Raw genomic sequence first — 22,127 nt, 5'->3', positions numbered from 1 at the left:
CAAAAAGGGGCTAGAGGTAACGTTCGAGGAGGGGCTTCAAATCAGCGGTGACAGCTTCCGGCCACAGCTTGCGGTCGGTCATGATGGCACCATCCAGGGCATGATGCTCGGGCCACGACGGCTCGAGTGGGATGCGGGGAATGACACGGGCGATCACCGCTTTTGCCATCGCCGCATTCGCAGAGACATGGGCCATCACCGCCTCCGCCGTGACGTGGGCTTCGTCTGTTTTCCAGCAGTCGTAGTCCGTGATCATAGCGAGCGTGGCCAGAGAGACTTCGGCTTCGCGGGCCAGTTTGGCCTCAGGTAAATTGGTCATGCCGATGACATCGAAGCCGAGCTGGCGATTTGCATTCGATTCTGCGCGAGTGGAAAAGGCGGGCCCGTCCATGTTCACGTAAGTGCCGCCATTGTGCACGCAGGCCCCTGCGGCGGTGGCCTCCTCCGCCAACAATTCCCGCAGCCCGGAGCTGATCGGATCCGCAAACGCCACATGAGCGACGAGGCCGTTGCCAAAAAAGGTGTGATGCTCACGACGACTGGTGCGGTCAAAAAATTGATCCGGCAGCACCACATCGCGCGGTTTGTACTCCTCCTTCAGACTGCCGACGGCGGTGACGGCGATGATCCAGCGCACATTGAGAGAACGCAGCGCCCAGATATTGGCCCGATGATTCAGCTCCGTGGGCAGGATGCGATGGCCTTTAGCATGACGAGGCAGAAAAAACATGCGCCGCCCCGCATACAGGCCACTGACGATCTTATCCGAAGGGGGGCCAAAGGGCGTGGAGACTTCGATCTCTTCACGACCTTCAAAACCTTCGATGTCATACAAACCAGAGCCGCCGATGATGCCAATAGCTGGGGGAAACGCGTCTGCCATGGTCACATCATAGGGGTGAGCGCGCGGCATTCAAGGGGGCGAATGAAAACCCGCCGTTTCACAGATCCAGGATGTGCCTTAGACTGGCGGCATGACCCTCCCGGATCTGCCCATCGCCACTCCGTCCTTGCTGTTCCCAGCCATTTCCTTGTTGATGCTGGCCTATACCAACCGATTCCTGGCCCTGGCCACCATCGTGAGAAACCTGCACGCCTCCTGGCGGCAAAATCACGATCCTCTGCTGGAAGCGCAGATCACGAACCTCCGCCGCCGCCTCGTCCTCATTCGTAACATGCAGGCTGCTGGCGTGGTGAGCCTCATCGCCTGCACAGTCAGCACCATGTTTTTATTCGTCAGCTACCAGCCAGGTGGGCAGATCTTTTTCGCCATCAGCCTCGTCTTCATGATCCTCTCCCTCAGTCTCACGCTGAATGAGGTGGTGATCTCTGGCCGCGCCCTGGACATGCAGCTCAGTGACATGGCCAAAAGTTCATGAAGCGGCACCTACCAGCGCAGCATTCACATCCAGGGAGACCAGGTGCAGCAGCTCCTCCGTGCTCATTTGCGTGAGCAGGACCTCCGTGCTGCCTTCCTGAGAAAGCAGGGCCTCCGAGAGCGCCATTTTCTTTTCTAACAAGGCATCAATGCGTTGCTCAATGGTGCCCTGGCAGATGAACTTGTGAACCAGTACGTTCTTTTTCTGACCGATGCGGAAGGCGCGATCCGTGGCCTGGTTTTCAATGGCGGGATTCCACCAGCGATCAAAATGGATCACGTGACTGGCGGCGGTGAGTGTGAGACCCGTGCCACCGGCTTTGACACTGATGACCATGAAGGGCGGGCCATCAGGCTGCTGAAAAGCTTCGACGATTTGAGGCCGTTTCTTCACGGGTGTGCCGCCATGCAGCACGAGCCCCTCCCGGCCAAATACCTTGGCCAGAAAGCGAGCCAGAGGATCGCACGTTTCTTGAAACTGGGTGAAGATGAGGGCGCGTTCCCGCCGTTCGGCGATCTGGGCACAGATCTCTGCTAACCGCGCAAACTTTCCGCTGTCCTCATGCCCCCAAATCCCATCGCCATTCCAGTGGCTGGGGTGATTGCACACTTGTTTGAACTGGATGAGGAAGCTCAGCACCAGTCCCTGGCGCTTGATGGGGTCCATGGTGGCGTCACGCATCAGCTTGGCCATCTGGTCCACCAGCTTGGCATAGATGGTGGTCTGCCTTTTAGTTAGGCCGCACCAGGCTTTGACCTCGATCTTTTCCGGTAGGTCATTGATGATGCTCTTATCCGTCTTCATGCGGCGAAGGATGTAGGGCTGCACCACCCGCCGCAGAGGGGCGTAACCTTCGCGCCCTGTCGCACATTGTTTCACCACTTCGGCAAAGACGGAGGCAGGCCCCAGCAGGCCGGGATTGAGGAAATCAAACAGGCTCCACAGATCCCCCGGACGATTTTCCACCGGCGTCCCGGTGAGGGCAATCCGCGCAGGCGCCTGCAAGCGTTTCACCGCCTGGGTGCTGCCGCTGGTGGGGTTCTTGATGGCCTGAGCTTCATCCAAGATCACGAGGCTCCACGGGTGCGACTGCCAGCTCTCGGTCCTTTGCAAAAAAGTGTAGGTGGTGAGCATCACATCGTAGCCACGCAGCATCGCCGCAGGTTGGTGAGCCAAGCGTTGCAGGTCCATCCGCTCCAGCGCAGAAGGGTGGGCGATGAGCAACTTCAAATCGGGCGCGAATTTGGCGATCTCCGCCTTCCAGTTGCCAATCAAGGAAGCGGGCACCACGAGCAAAACGGGCTCCTTGGCCTGACCCTGGCGGAGCAACAGCAGGGCGATGACCTGCACCGTTTTCCCCAGCCCCATGTCATCCGCCAGACAGGCCCCTAACCCCAAGCGTGTCATGAAATGCAGCCAGGCGAGGCCCTTTTGCTGATAAGGCCGCAAGGTGGCACGGAAATGGTCTGGAGGCTGCACCGCAGACGGGTCCAGCATCTTTTCCAGCACCTCTGCGAGGCCCTTGCCCGCCACGATGTCTGACCAGTCATGCAGCGTCTCTGCGGCAGCGGCTTCCTCCGCGCTGGCCTTCGGCACATATTTCGCCAGCAGGCGCATGCCATCGAGGAAACCGATCAGCCCCTCCCCCACCGCATTTTGCACTCGGTTCCAATGATCAAGCACCTGTTGCAGCTTGGCCCCATGCACCTCCACCCACTGCCCACGCAGGGAGACGAGGCCGGTCTCGGAACTCAGCAGCTTTTCCCATTCCGCCTCTGTCAAAGGGCTGCCTTGCAGGGTGGCATCCACCTTGAAAGTGAGCATGGCCCCGGCATGGAGATGGCCATCTTGTGGAGCATCAATGGTCACCTGCACCGCCGGGCGTGTCCCCTTCCCTTCTCGCCACCAGTTGGGCAGTTTCACCACGATGCCACTCTCTTGGAAGACGTGACTGTCGCGCAGCCAGCGGTAGGCCTCAGCAGGGTCCAGCGCCAGGGGCTGGAAGAGGCGGCGTGTCTCCAGCCACTCTCGCAGCAGCGCGCTCTGGGTGGCAGCGGTGCGCACAGGCTCTAGCAGGGCCTGCATGGCCGCTTCATCCTTCTGCCCAGCATACATTTGCAAGGCGCGGGCTAACGGCAAATGCTGCACCTGCCCGCTGGCATTCAACTTTTCGGTGAAGGTGGCTAAAAAGGCAAAAGGACGCTGTGGATCCGTCTTGTTTTCCGCCAGGTGAAAGGTCACACGTCCCACCAGATGCCACGCTGCGTTCGCCGCCTGGAGCCAACCTTCCAGCCCGCCTGGATGAGCGGTGATCTTTTGCTGCACCTGCACCACCATGGCCTGCCACCAGAGCTCCAGAAGTGCGGGCGAAAGATGCTCCACCCCAGCAAAGGGCGGTGCGGTGGCCAGCCAACTTTGACGCTCAGCCTCCGACGGCAGCGGTACCAGGGCGAGATCGCGAGTCTGGCACAGGCGAGTTAAAAAAGGTCGTGCCCAGCCCCGCATCCATCGCCAGGGGGCCTCCAGTTCTGCCAGCAGGAACTCAGTGCCGAGGCCGATGAAAAGTGCCCCCGGCCCCTCGCGGGCGAGCTCGCCCAACCGCCGCTCCTCCACAGTCCCGCGCTCCCCCTCCGTGAGGAGAAGGCCGTCAGGTGTGAGCACAGGTTGCAGCATGGTCCGTTAGTGACGGATAAAGAAGCCACGAGCAAGGAGCAAAGCGACGTCTAGGGTGCACAGCCTCAGAGAGAGCAGTAAATCAAAAGTTTTTTGTCCCGATGCCCCGCTCGTAGAAACCCAGATGAACCGAAAGGTGTATCATGAAGAGCCAACACTCTCCTTTTCATTCATGAAAATTCTCGCGGCTGCCCTGACCTTTTTTCTCACCCTTTCCCTGGCCCATGCAGACCCCAAAGAGGAAGCACGGCAACTCAGCCGCCAAGCCTCCAAAATAGATCGCGAGATTTACAAACTGATCCCGAACATTGAGGACCGTGATCCAGCTCTGAAGGCCCTACAAGAGGAGTCTAACCGAGCCTTCAAAGCCGCTGAAGCAGCCATGAAAACGCATCCCTCACTCGCAGAAGCGCGGGCACAGCGAGATGCGGCCTTTAAAAAGATGGCTGCGTTAGGAAACCAAGGAGATGCGGCCGCCCAAGAAGAGGCCAAGTCTGCGTATGCGGAGAGCGAGCGACAGATCAACCTCCAAGCCCGGCAGGTACCGGAACTCGCTGCCCTGCTGAATGCGGCCGACCAAACAGGGACGGCCTACAGCCAGAAAAAAGAAAGCGTGTATGCCAGCCAACCGGAGACGGCAGACCTGGCCAAAAAAGCAGCCGAACTCCGAGCCAAAGCGGCAGAACTGCGCCGAGCTGCGCGGTGATCATCGGTCCACCTTCAGCCGCATGAAACCGCGCCCGATCAACGGTAAGCGCGCGGTCTGAGAACCATCAGGATTGGTGGTGATGGCACTGGGGGGCAGGTCGGTCCAGTTCACCAGATTGGCAGACTGCTGCAGGCGTGGCGGGGCCCACTCAGCCGCCAGTGGTCGGAGGCGATAGGTCCAGGCGAGCTGGCGGGGTACGTTGCCATTTTCGATCTGGGGCAGAATGAGGCTGGGCGTGGCCACGGAGGCTGAAGCCCCTTCCAGAGAAAATTCCACGGCATTGGTTAGGCCATCCCCATCAGGGTCATCCTGCGGCGCGGTCTGACCATTGGGGATGCCTTGCGTGGCGATCCACTCCTGAAACGGAATGTCTGGATTCAGCCCCAGGATATTCGAGACGATTTCGCGATCCGTCAGCGGGGTGATCTGGGTGGCGGGATACTTGGCCCGGAAGGCCTCGATGACCATCTGCGCGATCTTTCCATGAGCACTGGTGGCCGGATGGAACCCATCGCCTGAGAAAACATAACGCGGCCGGGAATCAGGATCGGCCTGCTTGTAAAAATCAATGCCGCCAATGCGGAAGGGACCATTGATGATGTCCTTGGTAAACTGGTAAACGCCGGGAACGAAACCGATGCCCTTGCTCTGCGCAAAGGTGGCGAGCTGGGCATTTAGGCTATCGAGTGCAGCCGTGACGCGGGCTGTTTTCACCGGGTCCGTAGGATACTGGCGCTGTACATCTGGCGCGCAGCCGAGGTGCGGCACGGAGACGAGCACAATGGGCAGGGAGGACTTCACCCCGCGTACGTAATTGACGATCCACTGGAGGTTATCCCGTGTCTGGTTGATGTAAGTGGTGGGTGAGGCCCCGTTATAAATCTGGCCGTAATAGCTATCCACATCATTGCCACCGGCGAAGATGACAATGCGCTCTGCGGCATCTTCGATCTGGCCTTCCAGTTCCCAAACCCACCAGAAATTCTGAAAGGAACTGAGCTGCCCGCGGATCTCCGTGGTCGTCGCACCGGGGAAGGCCCAGTTGTGCTCGTGGCCAGTGAGCCGGGGATCGGCGTACCCATCGAACTCGCCCAGATCAAACCAGGCATTGCGGCGCTCATGGAGGATTTCGATCCAGTTGCGAGAGTCCCAGGAGGCAGGGTTGGCCGGGAAAAGAGCGGGGAATTCCACCTCGTATTCTTTGGTCAGGCTATCGCCCAGGACGAGGCATTGCGCAGCCGTAACGGGCTGGCAAAGCGTGGCCACAATTAAGGGCAGGCAGAGACGGAAAAGGGGGGACACAACAGTTCTCTGACGGAAGAATACGTGAAAGAGTTCAAGTCCGGCCCCATTTTGCCGCAATTCATTGCGCGGAGATTGAATTTTCCTGAACGCTCATTGCGTGTTACTGTCTCCCGCCCTCATGGCTAATGTTCCTCAATCCACGACTTGGAGTTCGACTCCGCGCTCTTCCTTCCGTTCCCGTGAGGACTGGAGCCTGAAGTGGTGGATCATGTTCGCCCTGATTCTTTCCTTTCTGCTGCATGGGTTGCTGTACGTGAGCTTTGACAAAATCAGCCGTTTTCTGGGCAGCAGTGCCCCAGCGAAAGTGGTGAACAATAAAGTCCCGGAGCGATTCAAGATTGATCCCCAAAAGCTGGTGGAACAAAAGGCCATTCAGGAAATCCCCGAGTTGATCGCCCCAGGAAATCAGCCCGACATCAAGTCCTTTGAGCCAAATCTGGACAACTTCGACAAGGCCCAGATGGTGCCTGAAAACCAGGAGATCGACCTGACGCCGAACGTCAAAGACGTGACCAATTTCATCCGTGCCAATGACCCTGGCGATGGCAAGACCCCGGGCGGCAAAATGCCTGATATGGCCGCCATGTTGGCACCCCAGGCCATCGCCACACCGGACCTCGCCACGGAGATGGCCAGCGTGCGCCGGGATGTGCTATCAAAGCCTGTTTCTGAAAAACAGATGCTGCTGGATGCCGGGGGACTGGATCCTGTGGATGGCGGCAAGGTGGACATGAAGCTTCTGGATCAGGTGAAGGCCCAGGGCCAGGGCGACGGTGCCGGGCAGCGAGTGAAAGGCTTTAGCAATCTAGATGACCTCCTGGGCGGCGGTGGCAGCATGGGTGGCAGCACGGCTCCCATTCTGATGCCCACGGACCTGCTTTTCGAATACGGCAGTGACCAACTGGCCGAAGGTGCCCGCCTGAGCCTAATGAAGCTGGGTTTCCTCATTGAAAAGAACCCGAATTCCCTCTTCATCATCGAAGGTCATACGGACAGCTACGGCGGAGATGAATACAATCTGGAACTGAGCATCCGCCGCGCCAATGCCGTAGTGCAGTGGCTGCGCGACTCCCTACGTCTGGGTGTGGATCGCATCCAAGCCGCCGGAATGGGTAAGACCAAGCCCATCGTCCCCACCACCGGTACGGTGGAAGAACAGGGGCTCAACCGCCGCGTGGAGATCAAGGTCCGTCCTCGGAAATAAATTTCTTAAGGGCCGGGCGTTGCGCTTTGGGTGGCAGCAGCGTAACATGGAAAAGACATTCATGAGCGCACCTGACGAGTCCAAGGATCAACGGCTGAAACAGGCCGAGAAGATCACCAGCCATCCTGAGCAGTATAAAGTTTGCGAAGGTTGTGGGTCCATCGTGGTAGCGCGTGCCGTCACCTGTCCGAGCTGCCACGCCTACAAATTCGATGCCACGGCGACGCGTGTGGTATCTCAAGCGAAGGACTTGGCCCTGCGCACGGCCCACTCAGTGCTGAGCTCGGACTTGACGTGAAATACGGGTCCAATGATTTTGGAGCTGGATCGAGAAGAGCGAACGGAGGCGCTGGGGTGTCCGCTGACACTGGGAATGTTTGGTGATTAAAAGCGTTTAAAAAATGAGGTGGTCCGTCTGTCGAGTATGAAATTCTGAGCGGTTCACGCCTCGTTCACAAAGGGTGCCCTTTTCCCCAAACGACACCTCTGCACTCCATCCGCGAGACCTCTCGACAGCCCCTCACCCCGGGCCCTACTCCCCGCAAGCGGGGCGAGGGAGGGCGTCTTTTGAACTCCATGTGCTGAAGACCATACGATGATCATTCGTTCTTAAACCCCCCGTTCGCTCTCTCATCCAGAGCTTCCAAGACACGTTCCCTCTCCCCCAAGAATTGGGGGACGAGGCCCAGGTGAGGGGGTGGTCGCAGCACGCTGAACCTCGTTCGCAAAAGGGTGCCCTTTTTCTCGAAGACGACGCTCCTAGACTCCGACCCTCGAGATCAGTCGCCAGCCCCCCCAGCCCAGTTCCCTGCATGCGGTGCGAGGGGTGCTAGACCGAAGATTCTCCACTCTGCGTAGGACGGAACCTCAGCGCCGGAAGGGAGAGGTGGGTTTGGAAGGTTCTTCGCGGGTGCGTTCTTTATCAGCGCTGTTGCGGTAAAAGATCACGCCGTTGCGCTTGAGATTGGTGATGAGGTCTTTGAATTCAGACTTCAACTCCGCGTCATTCATCAGAGCTCCCAGGAGGCCTTTGCCGGAGGTGATGTTGCGGGCGGCGACGGAGAAGCTGTCCGCAGCGGTTTTGATGGATTTCAACGAGGCATCCGCCGTGGCCATGGCGGTATCTGCCTTGGCGATGACAGGGTCCAGCTTGTCAATCATGGGGCCGAGCTTCTGAGTGCTGGCCTCGACATTTTTGGCGGAGACTTTGAAGCTGGCAGCGGCGTCCTTGATATCGGCAATGGCAGCCTTGAGATTGTTGGCGTTTTCGTCGCCCAGCACCTTTTCATCCACGCGAGTCATGGTGTTATTCAGGTGCTCCATGCTCTCTTTGAAGTCGGTGATGGTGCTGTCTGAGAGGGCACCTTTGTTCACCTTTTCCATGGCGGCTTTCACATCCACGAGGGCTGTGCGCACGTCGTCGAGGACGAGGTCCACCTTCTTAGCCACCACTTCAGCCTGGCCTTGGAGATCAGAGAGACCGCCAGATTTGCTGCCTTCGATGATTTTGTCATAGTCATGCGGCAGAAATTTGTCCGAAAGGAGGCCGCTGGGTTTGATCTCCACCAAGGCATCTCCCATGAGGCCTTTCGAGCCAATTCCAAAGGTGGCATCCACGGGGATATCCACGACATCGAAGATCTCCAGCGTCATGATGACACCCGTGAAGGTCTCATTGAGTTCGGGGTGCTTCACCACCTTGCCCACCTTCGAGCCCCCGAGGAAAACAGGGGAGCCTTCCTTGATGCCGGAGGCGTTTGGAAACGCCACCTTCAACTGGTAAGTGTCGCGAAAGAGGGTGCGCAGGCTGCCAAATTCCAGGATGATGCCGCCCAGCATCAGCAGGCCCACGAGGAGAAACAGGCCCACGAGGATTTCTGTTTTGCGATCTTTAGTCATACGGGTCTTAGGCACAGAGGCCGGAGCGGCCAGCGATGAAATTTTGGATGTCGGGATTTGTCGAAGTGCGCAGCTCATCCCGCGTGCCGAGAAAGGAGACCACGCCGTTTTTCAGCATGGCCACTCGGTCGGCGATCTTGAACACGCTGCCCATGTCATGGGTGATGACGATGCTGGTGACGCGAAAGCGCTTTTGCAGGCGGATGATCATCTGATCAATCACGTCTGTGACAATGGGGTCCAGCCCTGCGGTGGGCTCGTCATACAGCACACATTCCGGGCGGCAGATGATGGCGCGGGCGATGCCCACACGCTTGCGCATGCCGCCGGAGAGATTGATGGGCATTTTGTCCTTGTGCTCCGCCAGCTCGACCAATTCCAGGGCCTCATGCACTTGCTGGTCAATGTCCGCCTGATTGGTGACACCGGCCTCCTTCAGCGGAAAAGCCACGTTTTGAGCCACAGTGAGGCTGTCGAAAAGGGCGGCGTTTTGAAACAGGTAGCCCATGCGGCGGCGGAACTTGACCAACTGCCGTTCATTCAGACTGCACAGGTCCACACCATCCAGTTCCACGCGGCCTTCATCGGGATGCAGGAGGCCGATGATGTGCTTCAGCAGCACGCTTTTACCCTCGCCGCTAGGGCCGATGAGCACCAGCGTTTCGCCATGGTGGATGGTGAGGTCCACGCCTTGCAGCGTCTTTTGCTCTCCAAAGCTTTTTTTCAAGCCGGTGATGCGGATGAAAGGCACGTCTGGATTCGCGGCTGGGGGGGCGGGCTCGTTCATCACAGGGCAGTCCCCAGGGGGAAAAAGTAGTTCAGCAGCAGGGTGAGGAAGAAATTCGCCACCAGCAAAGCCAGGGAGGAAAAGACCACTGCCCGCGTGGTGCCCAAGCCCACGCCCACCGCTCCGTTGGAGGCGATCAATCCCTGGTGACAGGAGATGATGACGATGAGGATCCCGAAGACAAACCCCTTCACCATGCCAAAACTGAGGTCCTCAAGGTTCGTGTGGTCCCGCACATGCTCCCAGAACCACGCAAAGGGGATGCCAAAAACGCCCGTTCCCACGATGACCGAGGCCCCGAGGCCAAAGACGATGCACTCAGCGATGAGCAGTGGCATGGAAATGAGCATGGCCAGGAAACGTGGCAGCACCAGGTAGTCCACCGGGTGCGCACCCATGACGCGAAGGGCGTCAATCTGCTCACTCACCTTCAAGGTGCCGATTTCTGCCGCCATGGAGGCCCCCACGCGGCCCGTGACCATGAGACCCGCCAGCACGGGGCCGAGCTCTCGGCAAAGGGAGACGCTGACGATGCCGCCGACGGTGGACTCAATGCCGAAGTCTTTGAATTTAAAATACGACTGCGCCGTGAAGACCGCGCCCGTGAAGGCACCCGTGACCAAAACCACCGCCTGGGAGCCATAACCGATCATCACCATCTGCTCGGCCATGAGACGCAGGCGCAGGGTGCCTTTTGTCAGTGACTCCCATAGCTCACCCACCAGCGCGCCTAACTGTCCCAGGTAAGCCAGGAAGTTTAAGAAAGAGCGCCCAGGCAAGGCCAGGAATCCGAACAGTGCATCCATCAGGCGGTTACGATGGCACGCTGCGGGGCAAAGGCAACCCATGACACCGTCACACAAGCGAGTAAGTGATGAAGGAGAGCCGCCGCCTTCATCACACGTGATCCTTCAAACTCAGAAGTTCCACTGAAGCTGGAGGCCGAGACGGTCGGCATTTTCCACTTCGTCGTAGGGAGCTGCGGAGGTGTTCGTGCGCTGGAAGGTGTGGGTGTACATGAGGGTCAGCTCGATGTCTTTGTTCGGGGACCACTCCAGGCCTACATCCACTTCGGAAACATGGTCCCAAGGAGAGTTGGTGCCGAATTTACGACCGCCTTCATAGTGGTTGTAACGGACGAAAGGGAACCAAGTGGCGGTGCCATCCTTGATGCGGTAATTGGCCTGCACGTAACCACCCTGGAGGGAAGCAGTTTCGATGGTGGTCATGTCATTGCTAAGCTGCGGGCCACGGCCCCAAGCCCATTCCGCTTCGATCCCGAAGGGCTGCGGATACAGCACGTAGGTGAGGGCCATGCGCTCGTCCTTATTGCCATGCTCAGGAGAGCTGGGGGTGCCCACTCCAGCAATGTTGGACGTGCGGCTGACGAAGCTGCCGGTGTAGCCTTGCAGGCCGAATTCCATGATCTGCCCGCTTTTGAATTCCACGGGGTAAGCGAAGCGGGCCACATAATGAGGCTGGCCGTTGAGGTCGCCACGGTTCAGCCCCTGGCCGTTGTAAGCACCGATGCCGAAGACACCGTAGTCGCCGGAGCCTTTGAGGCCTTCTTTGACGAGTTTGCTAAAGAGTTTACGCTTCTCTTTCGGCGCCCAGTAGAAGTAGGCACCAATGTCACGCTCACCCTCGACAGCCGAGTTCAGAGCATCCGGACGCTCCATCGGGGCGCGGTTTTGGCTGGACTGAAGGTTCACAAAGCCGAAAGGCACCTTCGACTGACCGACGCGGAAACGAAATTCTTTGTCCGCATCCAGCGCGATGTCCGCGTAAAGGTCACGCATCTGGAGGGCGAAGTCACCGGTGCCCGTGGAGCCCGCGTAGTCACTCTGCGCATAGATGTAGAGGTGATCTGAGACATCGCCGCTGAGGATGAGGCGGCCACGGCGGATGAGGAAGGACTCCGTATCGCTGACGGAGCGATCATTCGGCACATTCAGGCCTTCTGCATTGTCCCCATAGAGGGCGGTGTAGCGAAACTGGGCGTAACCACGGAAGCTGAGGTTTTCATACCACTTGCCGTCCAGCATCTTTTCCATGAGGTCCTTCGGCGTCTCGCTGGAAAGTTTGTCCAGCTCGGCCAGGGACTTTTTGCTTTCGGCAATGTGGGCGTCCAGCTCTTTCATTTCCGCCTCAGTCTGGGCGATGCGCTCTTCCATCTGCTCCAGGCGCGCATTCGATGGCAAGGCAGGGGCTGCGGCTGGTACCGGGGCGGGAGCAGGGGCAGGTTTAGCATCTTCGGCTTGGGCCACAGCGACGAGCTGGTCATACTCTTCCTGCGTGATGGAACCTTTGGCCTTCATGATCTCAAAGAGTTTCATTAGGGCGGCATTGTCTGCCATGGCCTGAGGTGGCAGGCAAAGGCTGCCAAAGGTGAGGGCCACGCCCAGAACGCGGAGGCTCTGTGACAGCTTTGACAGGAGGGAGGTGTGAGTGCGGTTTCGCAGTGACATGTGCGTCACATAAGCACCAACAGCCGCAGTATGGGTAGCTTCAGCGTGTGACATGTTTGTCACATAACCCGTCACAAAGGCCCTTTTGTGACATTTTCCTGTCACAGAGGCGGAAAAACGCGGCTGCCGGTTGCTCCCCGGGCCTCTTCCTCCTAGTTTCCAGCATGGAACGCAGACGACTCGGACGCAGCGGCATTGTGGTGACAGACATCTGCATGGGGACCATGACTTTCGGCCTCCAGGCAGATGAAAAGACCTCTTTTGCCATCATGGATACAGCTTACGAGGCTGGGATCGACTTCTTTGACGCGGCTGAAATGTATCCCGTCCCACCTAGCGCCGAGCGTTTCGGCATCACCGAACAGATCGTGGGCCGCTGGCTGAAAACCAAAACGCGCGGCGAGGTCATCGTGGCTACCAAGGTCACAGGGCCGGGTCATGGCTGGTTCCGCCCACCCATCCGGGGCGGATTCACAGCGCTGGATCGGCGACAGATTTTCCAAGCCTGCGAGGACAGCCTGCGCCGGCTCCAGACAGATTACATTGATCTTTACCAGACGCACTGGCCTGACCACGGCATGCGCCAGGAAGACACCCTGGAAGCCCTGACCGAGCTCGTAAAGCAGGGGAAAGTGCGCGCGATCGGCTGCAGCAATGAGACAAGCTGGGGCCTGATGAAGAACCTTTGGGCCTCTGAGAAAAACAATTTGGCCCGGTTTGACACCGTCCAAAACAACTTCTCCCTGATCAATCGCCGCTGCCAGAACGAACTGGCCCAAGTCTGCCGGATGGAAGGCGTGAGCCTGCTGCCCTACTCCCCGCTGGGAGGGGGCGTGCTCACAGGCAAATACAATGGCGGGGCCCTACCCACGGGGGCACGCTTCAGTGACTACCTCGTCAATGGCGGCGAGCGCCAGCAGCGCATGGCCCGGCGTTTCGTCAATGAACGCAGCCTGGCGACGGCGGAACGGCTGGGGAAAATCGCCGCTGACATCGGCACCACCGTCACTGCCCTATCCGTGGCCTGGAGCCGCCAGCACAATTTTGTCGCCTCCACCATCATCGGAGCCACCACCGTAGCTCAACTTCAGGAAAGCCTAGACGCCATGGATCTCATCTTGGATGCGGAGACTCTGCGCCTCATTGATGAACTCGAAGTGGAGATCCCCAATCCGATGACGGAAGACGGACTGCGGAGACTGTAAACAAGCGACTTTTCCCCCAAGCTCATGCCCCGGCCCCGCCTTTTCTTCTTCCTGGGCCTGGGTGTGCTGCTCGGGGTCGCGCTGCTGATGTGGCGGAGATCCAGCTCTCCGCCCCCACCGCCCGCTTCGTTGGCAAAGCCAGAAGTGCACGCGGGAAGCACACCCCAGATGCATCCACCTCTGGAGCTACCCGGCGATGCCATCCTGAAAAACTACGCGCTGCCCACCACACGCCCTCAGGAAGATCTGGAGGCCCTGGCCCACACGTTGAGCAATCTGCTGCTGCTGATCAAAGGCGACTCACCTTTCCGCATGGGAGCCAATGAAGAATTCGCCGCCGCGCTGCGCGGCAAGAACCGCACCCAGTTACGTTTTCTCTCAGACTCCCACCGTGCCTTCAATGCCCAGGGTCAGCTCATTGACCGCTGGGAAACTCCCCTCTATTTCCATGCGCTGGCGCGAGATAAGGTGGACATCCGCAGCGCCGGGCCCGACCGCCAAATGTGGACGGCGGATGACCTGCATCGTCATTACGACGGCAACTTTCTCAAAGGCGAGGCACTGAATCCGAAGAGCCTGTTTCAAGAGAAAGCGCCGGGAAGGTCTGCACGGTAGTCTGCACTCTCCGAGTGCGGTTTCTTGAGGGCGACTCGCGAAGAAAGGGGGCGGACGCATCACTCGGAGAGTGATGAATACTGTACAGAGCTGCGCCCCTTGGGAGTATATCCGACAAACGGCTTGCAGCCGGGCGTGCCTACCCTTTTGATGCGTGAGATTCCATCCATGCAAGAACTCGCCATCAGCCTGCCCGACATGAGCGGTGCCTTGGAAAGTGTGAAAAGCACTTTTTCAGGCAGCAGCATGACGGCGGGCGGCATGGCCCTGGTGGCCTTCCTAGCAGGGCTGGCCTTTGCACGCGGCATCGTTTCGCAGATCCTCACCATGCTGAGCCTGGGTCTCTCTGTGCTGGCAGGTCTGTACATCTTCCGCCATCGCGCGGAGGTCTTCGGCGCTTATGGGGCGAACATGAGCACAGACACGCTGCTCATGATGTCGGGCGCGGCCGCCATGCTCACCTTTTTCCTCGCGCGGGCCGTCATCAATGTGGTGGCTGGTTTTGGTCTGCTGGCCTTTTTAGGCAGCATCACCGGCTGGAAGGCAGGGCTGCTGAGCCTGCTGCCCTCGGGAGTCATGGTGTGGCTCAGCACGATGGTGCTGCGCCTGGTAGGCAGTGTGTACGGGCTGGAAAACGCCTCCATTCAGCAACAGGGCAAGGGCGAAAAAAGCGACTTCGGGGCCTGGGTGGAGCAACTGGCGCAGAAGGTGGACCACACCTCCGTGGGTAAGTTGGTGGAAAAGCTGGACCCTTATGATTTCCGTGCCACGGCCAATCTGGCGCGGCTGCTCATCCTGTGGCCCGATGGGCGCGTGTGGCAGCAGATCGCGGCGAAGGGCCCCCAAACAGCGCAGGCGCTGAATCACCCCGAAATGGCGGCTCTGGGCCGGGATGAAAAAGTGCGGCAGGCCATCTCGCGGCAGGACTTTGCAGGCCTCATGCAACTGCCCCAGGTAGTCAAGACGGCCAGCAACCCGGAGCTAGAGCCTTTCCTGAAGGGCTTGGCGCTGGAGGAGGCCATGGACAGCATCGTGTATCAGCGGCGATAAAAAAACCGCAGTTAATCTGATCAATTGACGGGGCCCTCACGTCAGAGTTTTCGCCCTCGCCCCCCATGTCCGAAAAACCCACTTCTTTACGCACCACGGCCAGTCGTTTGCTCGTCTTTGCCAGGGCCCATTGGCGCATGGCGGCGGTGCAGTTTGTCCTGGCCATCATTGGCACGTCTTTGATCATTGTCTTCCCCGGTGTGGTGCAGTGGTTTGTGGATGACATCATCCCGAACAAAGACATCCCCGGCATCTGGCGGGCGGGTGGCCTGGCGGTGGGCGCTTTCTTTCTGCGAGAGTTTCTTTTTTACGTCCGCACTCGTCTCAATAGCGTCTTTGAGCAGCGCATGATCTTTGACCTGCGCGGGCAGCTTCATCACAAGATCGCCCGCCTGCCCTTGAGCTGGTTTGACTGCCAGAGCACCGGGGACATCCTCACCCGCATGGCGGATGACGTGCCCGCAACTCAGCGCGTGATCCTGGAAGGCATCGAGCAAGGGGTCACCTCCATCTTGCAGATCCTCATCAGTGCGGTTGTGATGTTTTATACCAACAGCACCTTCGCCCTCATTGTCATGGTGCCCACGCCCTTCATCGCGGCCGGGGGCTGGCTGTTCGCGCGCTGGATCGCCCCCCGGGCCAAACTGGCACGCGAGGCCAGCAGCCACATGAATTCCCTGCTGCATGACACCATCACCGGCATCCGCCAGATCAAAAGCTACACGGCCGAAGATACCAAGCAGGAAGACTTTAACAATGCCAGCCATGGCCTGCGCGAGGCCCAGCAAAAGCTCATGACCGCCTGGGCTGTGTACAGTCCGCTCATGGGTTTCTTCGGCAGTCTGGGTCTCGTCTTGCTGCTAGGCGTCGGGGCCTATGGAGCCATTCAGGGCAACCTGACCACGGGTGAGCTTTTCAAATTCATCTTTTTGTTAGGCTTCTTCTTTGAGCCCATCGCCCGCCTGCATGGCGTGAATCAAACCATCGTCACCGGCCTGGCTAGTGCAGAGCGTGTCTTTAAAATCCTGGATCAGGAAGGCGAAGAAGATTTGGAAAAAGGTCGCACGCTCGCGCAGGCAAAAGGAGCCATCGAATTCCGCCAAGTGACCTTCGGTTATCAGCCGGACAAGCCGGTGGTGCATGGTCTGAACCTCACCGTCCAACCCCGGCAGACCGTTGCCATTGTGGGCGCGACGGGGTCCGGTAAGTCCACCCTGTTTCAATTGCTCACCCGGTTTTATGATCCGCAGTCAGGCAGCATCACTCTGGATGGCTCTCCGATTGCTGATTACAGCCGCGTCTCTCTGCGAGATGCCATTGCCTACGTCACTCAAGATGCGTTTCTCTTCGCCGGGACCATCCGGGAAAACCTGCGCCTGGGCAAACACGCAGCGGACGATGCTGAGATGTGGCAGGCGCTCAATCTAGCCTGTGCGGAAGAGTTTGTTAGTCGTCACCCTGAGGGACTGGATGCGCAGGTGGGTGAACGTGGCGTCATGCTGAGCGGGGGAGAGCGGCAACGCATCGCCATGGCGCGCGCCTTTCTCAAAGATGCCCCCATCCTCCTGCTGGACGAAGCCACCAGCGCTGTGGATACAAAGTCGGAGCAACTCATCCAGCAAGCCCTCGAGACCCTCCGCCAGGACCGCACCTGCCTCGTCATCGCCCATCGCCTCAGCACCGTTATCAGTGCGGATGTGATCTACGTGATGCGTCAGGGAGAAGTGCTGGCCCATGGCCGCCATGAGGATCTGCTTTTGAGCTGCCCCTACTATCGCGAACTGGCCAGTCTGGCGCTGCTATGATAAATTAGCCTTCAAGTCGATGAAGTCTTTTGTTCAGGGTCTGCTGCTGGCTGCCATTCTCTTGCTGACCTGCTCCTGCGGGCGGGGAGTGATAGGTGGCATTTCCTCTCACTACCCGGCCGTAGATGAAGACCCGTGGCTGACTGTTCAGGCTGGTTCTGCCTTACCTCTGGTGGAAGCTCTTGAGCGTTATCGAAACACGCACAGTCATTATCCAAAAGAAAAAAGTGACCTTGTTGGGTTCATGCATTCAGCAGCGACCAAGGATAAAGAGAATTTTGAACTCTGGAGTTATATTTCCGCTCCAAAAGGCTATCGCTTACGGCTGTCACTCGGTTGGGATCCGACTTTGGAGTATGAGCAGAGCGGCAGCACCACCCGATGGCTTTTTGATCCAGGGGATGGCAGTCCAGTAAAAGCGATTGTCCTTCACCCATGGCCTAACAAATAATCATAATCCACCATCTAGAAGGGTGATGGATCTTGATAACAAAGGCCTAACCACAGCCTCCTCTCCCCGCTAGCGAGGATGCGAAGCCGACGAAGCGAACAGGGGCTGGGGTGAGGAGCTATCGAGTGGTCTCGGGGAGGAGTACAAGGTGTCGTTGAAGGGAAGAGGGTGCCCATTTGCGAACGGGATTCTGCGTGCTGCGACTACCCCCTCACCTGGGCCTCTCCCCCAGTTCCTGGGGGAGAGGGAAGGTCTTTTGCAAGCTCGGAATTGTGGGGGCGAACGAGGGTTGATTCAGAACAAAGGAAGGTGGTTTAGTTTTTTGTGTACGAAGGCGAAAAGACATCCTCCCTCGCCCCGCTTGCGGGGAGCAGGGCTGGGGTGAGGGGCGGTCGAATGGTCTCGGGGATGGAGTACAGAGGTCTCGTTTTGGAGAAAAGGGCACCCTTTACCGACGGACTTTATGCATGCTGCGCACCCCTCACCTGTCATTTCGTTTCGCGGCTTCGCACCCCCAATTATTGGGGGCGAGGGACCGTGCTGTTGGAAGCTGGCGATGCGAGAGCAAATGCAGGCTCAAATGTTCCCGTCTGAAGAACCAACCCGCTCTCAACCAACGATGGCATTACCCTCGTTCGATCCAGCGGTAAGCAGCCAGAGAGTTTCGCCAGAAGTATTTCTCTTCCGCCTCACGGCCTTTGCTGCGGAAAAACTCGGCCACCAGGCGGAAGACGGTTTCATACGAACCCCCGCGATCTGAGACGGGCCAGTTGCTACCGTAGAGGAGGCGATCTGGGCCGAAGCATTCCCACAAGTGATCCAGCACGGGCAGGTAGTAGTCCAGCTCACGCGGGGCCTGGCCTTCTTTGCCGGGCACTTGCTCCACCAGGGCGGAGACTTTCATGACCACATTTGGCCGCTGGGCCAGGAGGCGGATGTTTTCTTTCCACTCGGGCTTGAGCGATTGAGGGTCGCCGGAACCGCCGAGGTGATTGATGACGATGCGCAGTGTGGGCACCTCGGCAGCGAGTTGGGCCGCCTGAGGTAGGGCACTGGCGGGACCATTGAGGTCGAGTGAAAGATCCTCCATCGCCAGCCGCTGCGCTCCCGCTTTCACGCGGTCCAGGTTCGCATCCAGCTTCACCAGATCTCCCCGCCAGCGCACGCCGCGAAACAGGGGATTCCCCGCAAAACGTTTCACATGAGAGTCAAAGTGGGCGTCATTGGGGTCCAGATTGCCGACGAACCCGACGATGCATTTTTCCTGGGCTGCCAGGTCCAGGATCCACTGGTTATCCTCCACCAGGGGGCTGGCCTCGACGATGACGGTCTCTTTGATGCCAAGGGGATTTGCCAGGGCCTGCCAGTCTGCCGGCATCACCTTGCGGTGGAGGGGGGTACCGGCCTTCGGCCAAGGAACGCCGCCAGGGCGGGTGGGATCATAAAAATGGGTGTGGGTATCTATCACCCGCACTGCGGCGGGGCTCTGCGCACCGGCCCATGGGGGCAGCAGGGGGCTGAGAGCGGCGGTTTTCAGGAAGTGGCGGCGCTGCATTTCCGCCAGTATGGGCGGGCCCAATCATGGCTGAAAAGACAAAAAACCCGCCGGGCCTGGGGGTAGATTTGAATGGTTGCCTCCCTTCCGGCGTCAGTTTATACATAGGAGACAAGCGGCACCCCCCTTCGGTGGCCGTATTCGTTTTAAATGGCTCTTCAGCAATTCCTCTATTTGGCCGCGACCGTCGTGTTCGCGATTGCCTGCCGTACTTTTGACAATCGCTTCCTGCAAAAGCTCGGTTGGCTGGCCTATCTGGGGGCGTCTTACCTGGGCGGTTATTTCCTCACAGACAGCCACGCGGCAGGAGCGTTCGGCATCGCTCTGTGGTTCATGCTGCCGTGGTTAGAGATCGTCGGCCGCGTGCGTCAATTGCGCTTTCCCATCCATAGCGAGGTCAAACATCGCTTCCCCCCGTCCCGCGAGGTTTTCCCCGATCTGGAAGAACTCAGCCGCGAGACGGAGGCGGCAGGGTTTAAAGAAGCCGGCGACACTGGCTGGAAATGGAGCGAGACCGATCACTTCATGCGCCTGTTTTATCAGGCGGAAAAGCGCACCCAGGCCTCCATCGCCCTCGCCCAGCAGGGTGAATTTGCCTTCTCCTACGTCAGCCTCACCTCCCGCACACGCGCCGGGGTGACCTACACGACGACCAACTACCCCTTTGCCCCGACCATGCAGTTCTCCCCGCAGCAACTGGTGAATCGCCAGGTGTATGCGGACTCCATGGAGACGTTGGTGGCCGCGCATCAGGCCTTTCTAACCAAGCACGAAGTACAGGATCAACTGGTGGATCTGGATACGGACGAGCTTTCTACCTACATCGAGCGCGACATGTCCGCGCAGATTGACCACAACATCACCATCGGCGTCATCGAGCCTGCGGGTGAGGGCGTGTTCCGCTATTCCTGGCGTGGCTGCTTTTACCTGTGGTTTCAGGTGGTGAAGGACATGATCCGCGTCTGAAGCTGACGACTGCCTTGACCGTGCGACTTGATGACGTTAAGGCGTGCGATGCCTAGACCCGACGGACGCACCTACGACCAACTTCGCCCCATTGAATACATCCTGGATGTGGCCCCCCACGCCACGGCCTCCGTGCTGATTGCTTTTGGCAACACGCGCGTCATTTGCGCAGCCACCATTCAGGAGGAAGTGCCCCGCTGGATGAAGGTGCAGAATGTCCAAGGCGGCTGGCTGACGGCGGAGTACTCCATGCTCCCCTACTCCACGCTGGATCGCAAAGACCGCGACAGCAGCAAGGGCCGCCCCGATGGCCGCAGCATCGAAATCCAGCGCCTCATCGGCCGCAGTCTGCGCGCCGTGGTGGACCTCAAGAAGCTGGGCCAGCGCACGCTCTGCATTGACTGCGACGTGCTGCAGGCAGACGGCGGCACCCGCACCGCCTCCATCACCGGGGCCTGCATCGCTGCCTCCATCGCCTTCAATCGCCTGCTGGAAAAAGGCAAGATCACCCTGCAACCGATGACCAAAAAGGTGGCCGCCATCAGCGTGGGCGTACTGAAAGGCGAGACCCTGCTGGACCTCTGCTACGTGGAAGACCGCGATGCCGATGTGGACTGCAACCTGGTGCTGACGGACAAGGGCGACTTTGTCGAAATCCAGGGCAGCGGTGAAGAAGCCACCTTCAGCCAAGCTGAACTGGACTCCATGCTGGCCGTGGGCCGCAAAGGCATCACGGAACTCTGCGCCCTCCAGCAGGAGGCCATCGAAAGCGCCATGAAACCCGCAGAGCCGAAGGACCTGCAAAAGCTGGCAGCCTTCTTTGGGAAAAAGTGATCTGTTTTGGAAGCTGCGCACGTGCGGTGAACAAGGCTAAAGGGTCTTCAGCGAACGAAGGCTAAAAGACGTCCCCCCTCTCCCCGCTTGCGGGGAGTAGGGCGAGGAGTGAGAGGCTGTCGCAGGGCTGTCGGGGCTGGATGACAGCGGTGTCGTTTGAGGGAAGAGGGCACCCTTTTGCAAACGAGGTTCTGCGTGCTGCGACCACCCCTCAACTGGGCCTCATCCCCGCAAGCGGGGAGAGGGAACGCGCTTTTGGAAGCTCGGGATGAAAGAGCGAGTGAGTGGTGGTTTGGCCTTCAGCTAGGACGTCCTCCATCTACCCCTAACTTACTTTTCTTCTAAAAGCAGTTTCTTCGCCACGGCCAACTGAGCCTTTTGTTCTGGAGGCAGCTCAGGGTACTTGAGCTTCATGCCCTGCATCTCATGCAAGATGGCGGCGCTGACGATGAGGCGCATGTTTTTCTTATCATCCGCCGGGACGACATACCAGGGGCAGTCTTCTGTGCCAGTGTGGCGGATGGCGTCTTCATAAGCGTGCATGTACTCTTTCCAAAAGCCGCGCTCTTTGACATCGCCTTCCTCGAATTTCCAATTTTTGCTGGGCGTGTCAATGCGGGCCAGAAAGCGTTTCTTTTGCTCTTCCTTGGAAACATTGAGGAAGAATTTCACGATGCGGATGCCATTGCGGTGGCAGTAAACCTCCAGGTTACGGATGTCTTTGAGGCGATCGGCAAACAGCTTGTCCAAATTCTTCGTGGTCTTCTCCGGCAGTCTTTGGATATCGGTGACGATCTCAGGATGCACGCGGCAGCAGAGAACCTCTTCATAATAACTGCGGTTAAAGATGCCGATGCGGCCACGCTGTGGCAAAACGCGAGAAGTGCGCCAGAGAAAGTCGTGATCTAGCTCCGCACTGGTGGGGCGCTTGAAGCTGTGCACCTCCACACCTTGCGTGTTCACGCCACTCATCACGTGCTTGATGGTACTGTCTTTCCCCGCCGCATCCATGGCCTGAAAGATCAGCAGCAGCCCCTGGCGATCCTGCGCATACATCTTCTGTTGCAGATCATCGATCTCCTCACGGAATTGGGAGATGAGGGTCTCGTAGTGGGCGCTGTCCGTGTAGAGATCCTTCACCTTCGTCTTCGCCTTAGCGATGCGGAAAGGTTTGCCATCGGGCACGCGAAAGTCGTGAAGGTCCAGTTTGAGTTTCATGAGG

General features: G+C 58.7%; 20 protein-coding genes. 11 read left to right on the top strand and 9 right to left on the bottom strand.

Features of this window, described 5'->3' with window-relative positions; translation table 11 throughout:
- Positions 1–10: 10 nt before the first annotated feature.
- Positions 11–883, bottom strand: coding sequence for an S-methyl-5'-thioadenosine phosphorylase (gene mtnP, locus HNQ64_RS13265; protein ID WP_184209355.1), 873 nt, complete (start codon positions 881–883; stop codon positions 11–13).
- A gap of 91 nt (positions 884–974) precedes the next feature.
- Between mtnP and HNQ64_RS13260 the strand changes: the two genes are divergently transcribed.
- Positions 975–1,379, top strand: coding sequence for a DUF2721 domain-containing protein (locus tag HNQ64_RS13260; protein ID WP_184209353.1), 405 nt, complete (start codon positions 975–977; stop codon positions 1,377–1,379).
- On the opposite strand, the gene HNQ64_RS13255 is transcribed toward HNQ64_RS13260, so the two are convergent.
- Positions 1,374–4,052: a DEAD/DEAH box helicase gene (locus HNQ64_RS13255; RefSeq protein ID WP_184209351.1), complete on the bottom strand. Its 2,679-nt coding sequence runs from the start codon at positions 4,050–4,052 to the stop codon at positions 1,374–1,376. The genes HNQ64_RS13260 and HNQ64_RS13255 overlap by 6 nt on opposite strands.
- Positions 4,053–4,224: 172 nt before the next feature.
- Here HNQ64_RS13255 and HNQ64_RS13250 point away from each other — a divergent pair, with 172 nt between their 5' ends.
- On the top strand, positions 4,225–4,758 hold the full coding sequence (locus HNQ64_RS13250) for a hypothetical protein (RefSeq protein ID WP_184209350.1): 534 nt from the start codon (positions 4,225–4,227) through the stop codon (positions 4,756–4,758).
- On the opposite strand, the gene HNQ64_RS13245 is transcribed toward HNQ64_RS13250, so the two are convergent.
- Positions 4,759–6,063 carry an SGNH/GDSL hydrolase family protein gene (locus HNQ64_RS13245; RefSeq protein ID WP_184209348.1) on the bottom strand — a complete coding sequence of 435 codons (1,305 nt, stop codon included), beginning with the start codon at positions 6,061–6,063 and terminating at the stop codon, positions 4,759–4,761.
- A gap of 211 nt (positions 6,064–6,274) precedes the next feature.
- Between HNQ64_RS13245 and HNQ64_RS13240 the strand changes: the two genes are divergently transcribed.
- Complete coding sequence (locus HNQ64_RS13240) at positions 6,275–7,270, top strand: OmpA family protein (protein ID WP_184209346.1); 996 nt, start codon at positions 6,275–6,277, stop codon at positions 7,268–7,270.
- Between the two features lie 61 nt (positions 7,271–7,331).
- On the top strand, positions 7,332–7,568 hold the full coding sequence (locus HNQ64_RS13235) for a hypothetical protein (protein WP_184209344.1): 237 nt from the start codon (positions 7,332–7,334) through the stop codon (positions 7,566–7,568).
- 569 nt (positions 7,569–8,137) lie between these two features.
- On the opposite strand, the gene HNQ64_RS13230 is transcribed toward HNQ64_RS13235, so the two are convergent.
- The 4 genes from HNQ64_RS13230 to HNQ64_RS13215 all read right to left on the bottom strand — a co-directional run bounded on the left by HNQ64_RS13230 (position 8,138) and on the right by HNQ64_RS13215 (position 12,478).
- The gene (locus HNQ64_RS13230; RefSeq protein WP_184209342.1) at positions 8,138–9,169 is read right to left on the bottom strand and encodes an MlaD family protein; all 1,032 of its coding nucleotides are present in this window, start codon (positions 9,167–9,169) and stop codon (positions 8,138–8,140) included.
- Between the two features lie 7 nt (positions 9,170–9,176).
- The gene (locus HNQ64_RS13225) at positions 9,177–9,956 is read right to left on the bottom strand and encodes an ABC transporter ATP-binding protein (RefSeq protein WP_184209340.1); all 780 of its coding nucleotides are present in this window, start codon (positions 9,954–9,956) and stop codon (positions 9,177–9,179) included.
- On the bottom strand, positions 9,956–10,762 hold the full coding sequence (locus HNQ64_RS13220) for an MlaE family ABC transporter permease (protein WP_184209338.1): 807 nt from the start codon (positions 10,760–10,762) through the stop codon (positions 9,956–9,958). Before HNQ64_RS13220 ends, HNQ64_RS13225 begins: the two co-directional genes overlap by 1 nt.
- 111 nt (positions 10,763–10,873) lie before the next feature.
- The gene (locus tag HNQ64_RS13215) at positions 10,874–12,478 is read right to left on the bottom strand and encodes a porin (protein WP_184209336.1); all 1,605 of its coding nucleotides are present in this window, start codon (positions 12,476–12,478) and stop codon (positions 10,874–10,876) included.
- Positions 12,479–12,588: 110 nt separating this feature from the next.
- On the opposite strand from HNQ64_RS13215, the gene HNQ64_RS13210 reads away from it, so the two are divergent.
- The 5 genes from HNQ64_RS13210 to HNQ64_RS13190 all read left to right on the top strand — a co-directional run bounded on the left by HNQ64_RS13210 (position 12,589) and on the right by HNQ64_RS13190 (position 17,550).
- Positions 12,589–13,629: an aldo/keto reductase gene (locus HNQ64_RS13210; RefSeq protein ID WP_184209334.1), complete on the top strand. Its 1,041-nt coding sequence runs from the start codon at positions 12,589–12,591 to the stop codon at positions 13,627–13,629.
- A 24-nt stretch (positions 13,630–13,653) separates the two neighbouring features.
- Positions 13,654–14,244, top strand: coding sequence for a hypothetical protein (locus HNQ64_RS13205; RefSeq protein ID WP_184209332.1), 591 nt, complete (start codon positions 13,654–13,656; stop codon positions 14,242–14,244).
- Between the two features lie 168 nt (positions 14,245–14,412).
- Complete coding sequence (locus HNQ64_RS13200; RefSeq protein WP_184209330.1) at positions 14,413–15,294, top strand: hypothetical protein; 882 nt, start codon at positions 14,413–14,415, stop codon at positions 15,292–15,294.
- Between the two features lie 65 nt (positions 15,295–15,359).
- Complete coding sequence (locus tag HNQ64_RS13195) at positions 15,360–17,099, top strand: ABC transporter ATP-binding protein (RefSeq protein ID WP_184209329.1); 1,740 nt, start codon at positions 15,360–15,362, stop codon at positions 17,097–17,099.
- Between the two features lie 19 nt (positions 17,100–17,118).
- Positions 17,119–17,550, top strand: a complete 432-nt coding sequence (locus HNQ64_RS13190; protein WP_184209327.1) for a hypothetical protein — start codon at positions 17,119–17,121, stop codon at positions 17,548–17,550.
- A 625-nt stretch (positions 17,551–18,175) separates the two neighbouring features.
- On the opposite strand, the gene HNQ64_RS13185 is transcribed toward HNQ64_RS13190, so the two are convergent.
- The gene (locus HNQ64_RS13185; protein ID WP_184209325.1) at positions 18,176–19,105 is read right to left on the bottom strand and encodes an amidohydrolase family protein; all 930 of its coding nucleotides are present in this window, start codon (positions 19,103–19,105) and stop codon (positions 18,176–18,178) included.
- A 150-nt stretch (positions 19,106–19,255) separates the two neighbouring features.
- On the opposite strand from HNQ64_RS13185, the gene HNQ64_RS13180 reads away from it, so the two are divergent.
- Positions 19,256–20,071 (top strand): hypothetical protein, encoded by an 816-nt coding sequence (locus HNQ64_RS13180; RefSeq protein WP_184209323.1) that lies wholly within the window; start codon positions 19,256–19,258, stop codon positions 20,069–20,071.
- Positions 20,072–20,119: 48 nt separating this feature from the next.
- Entirely contained in the window at positions 20,120–20,905 is a 786-nt protein-coding gene (gene rph, locus HNQ64_RS13175; RefSeq protein WP_184209321.1) for a ribonuclease PH, read from the top strand.
- 330 nt (positions 20,906–21,235) lie between these two features.
- Here rph and HNQ64_RS13170 read toward each other — a convergent pair whose 3' ends face one another.
- Entirely contained in the window at positions 21,236–22,123 is an 888-nt protein-coding gene (locus tag HNQ64_RS13170) for a polyphosphate kinase 2 family protein (RefSeq protein WP_184209319.1), read from the bottom strand.
- Positions 22,124–22,127: the final 4 nt, after the last annotated feature.

The organism is Prosthecobacter dejongeii (assembly GCF_014203045.1).
Classification (GTDB): domain Bacteria; phylum Verrucomicrobiota; class Verrucomicrobiia; order Verrucomicrobiales; family Verrucomicrobiaceae; genus Prosthecobacter; species Prosthecobacter dejongeii.
Note: the sequence above shows the minus strand (reverse complement) of the source record. Positions and strands in the feature narration are given on the sequence as shown.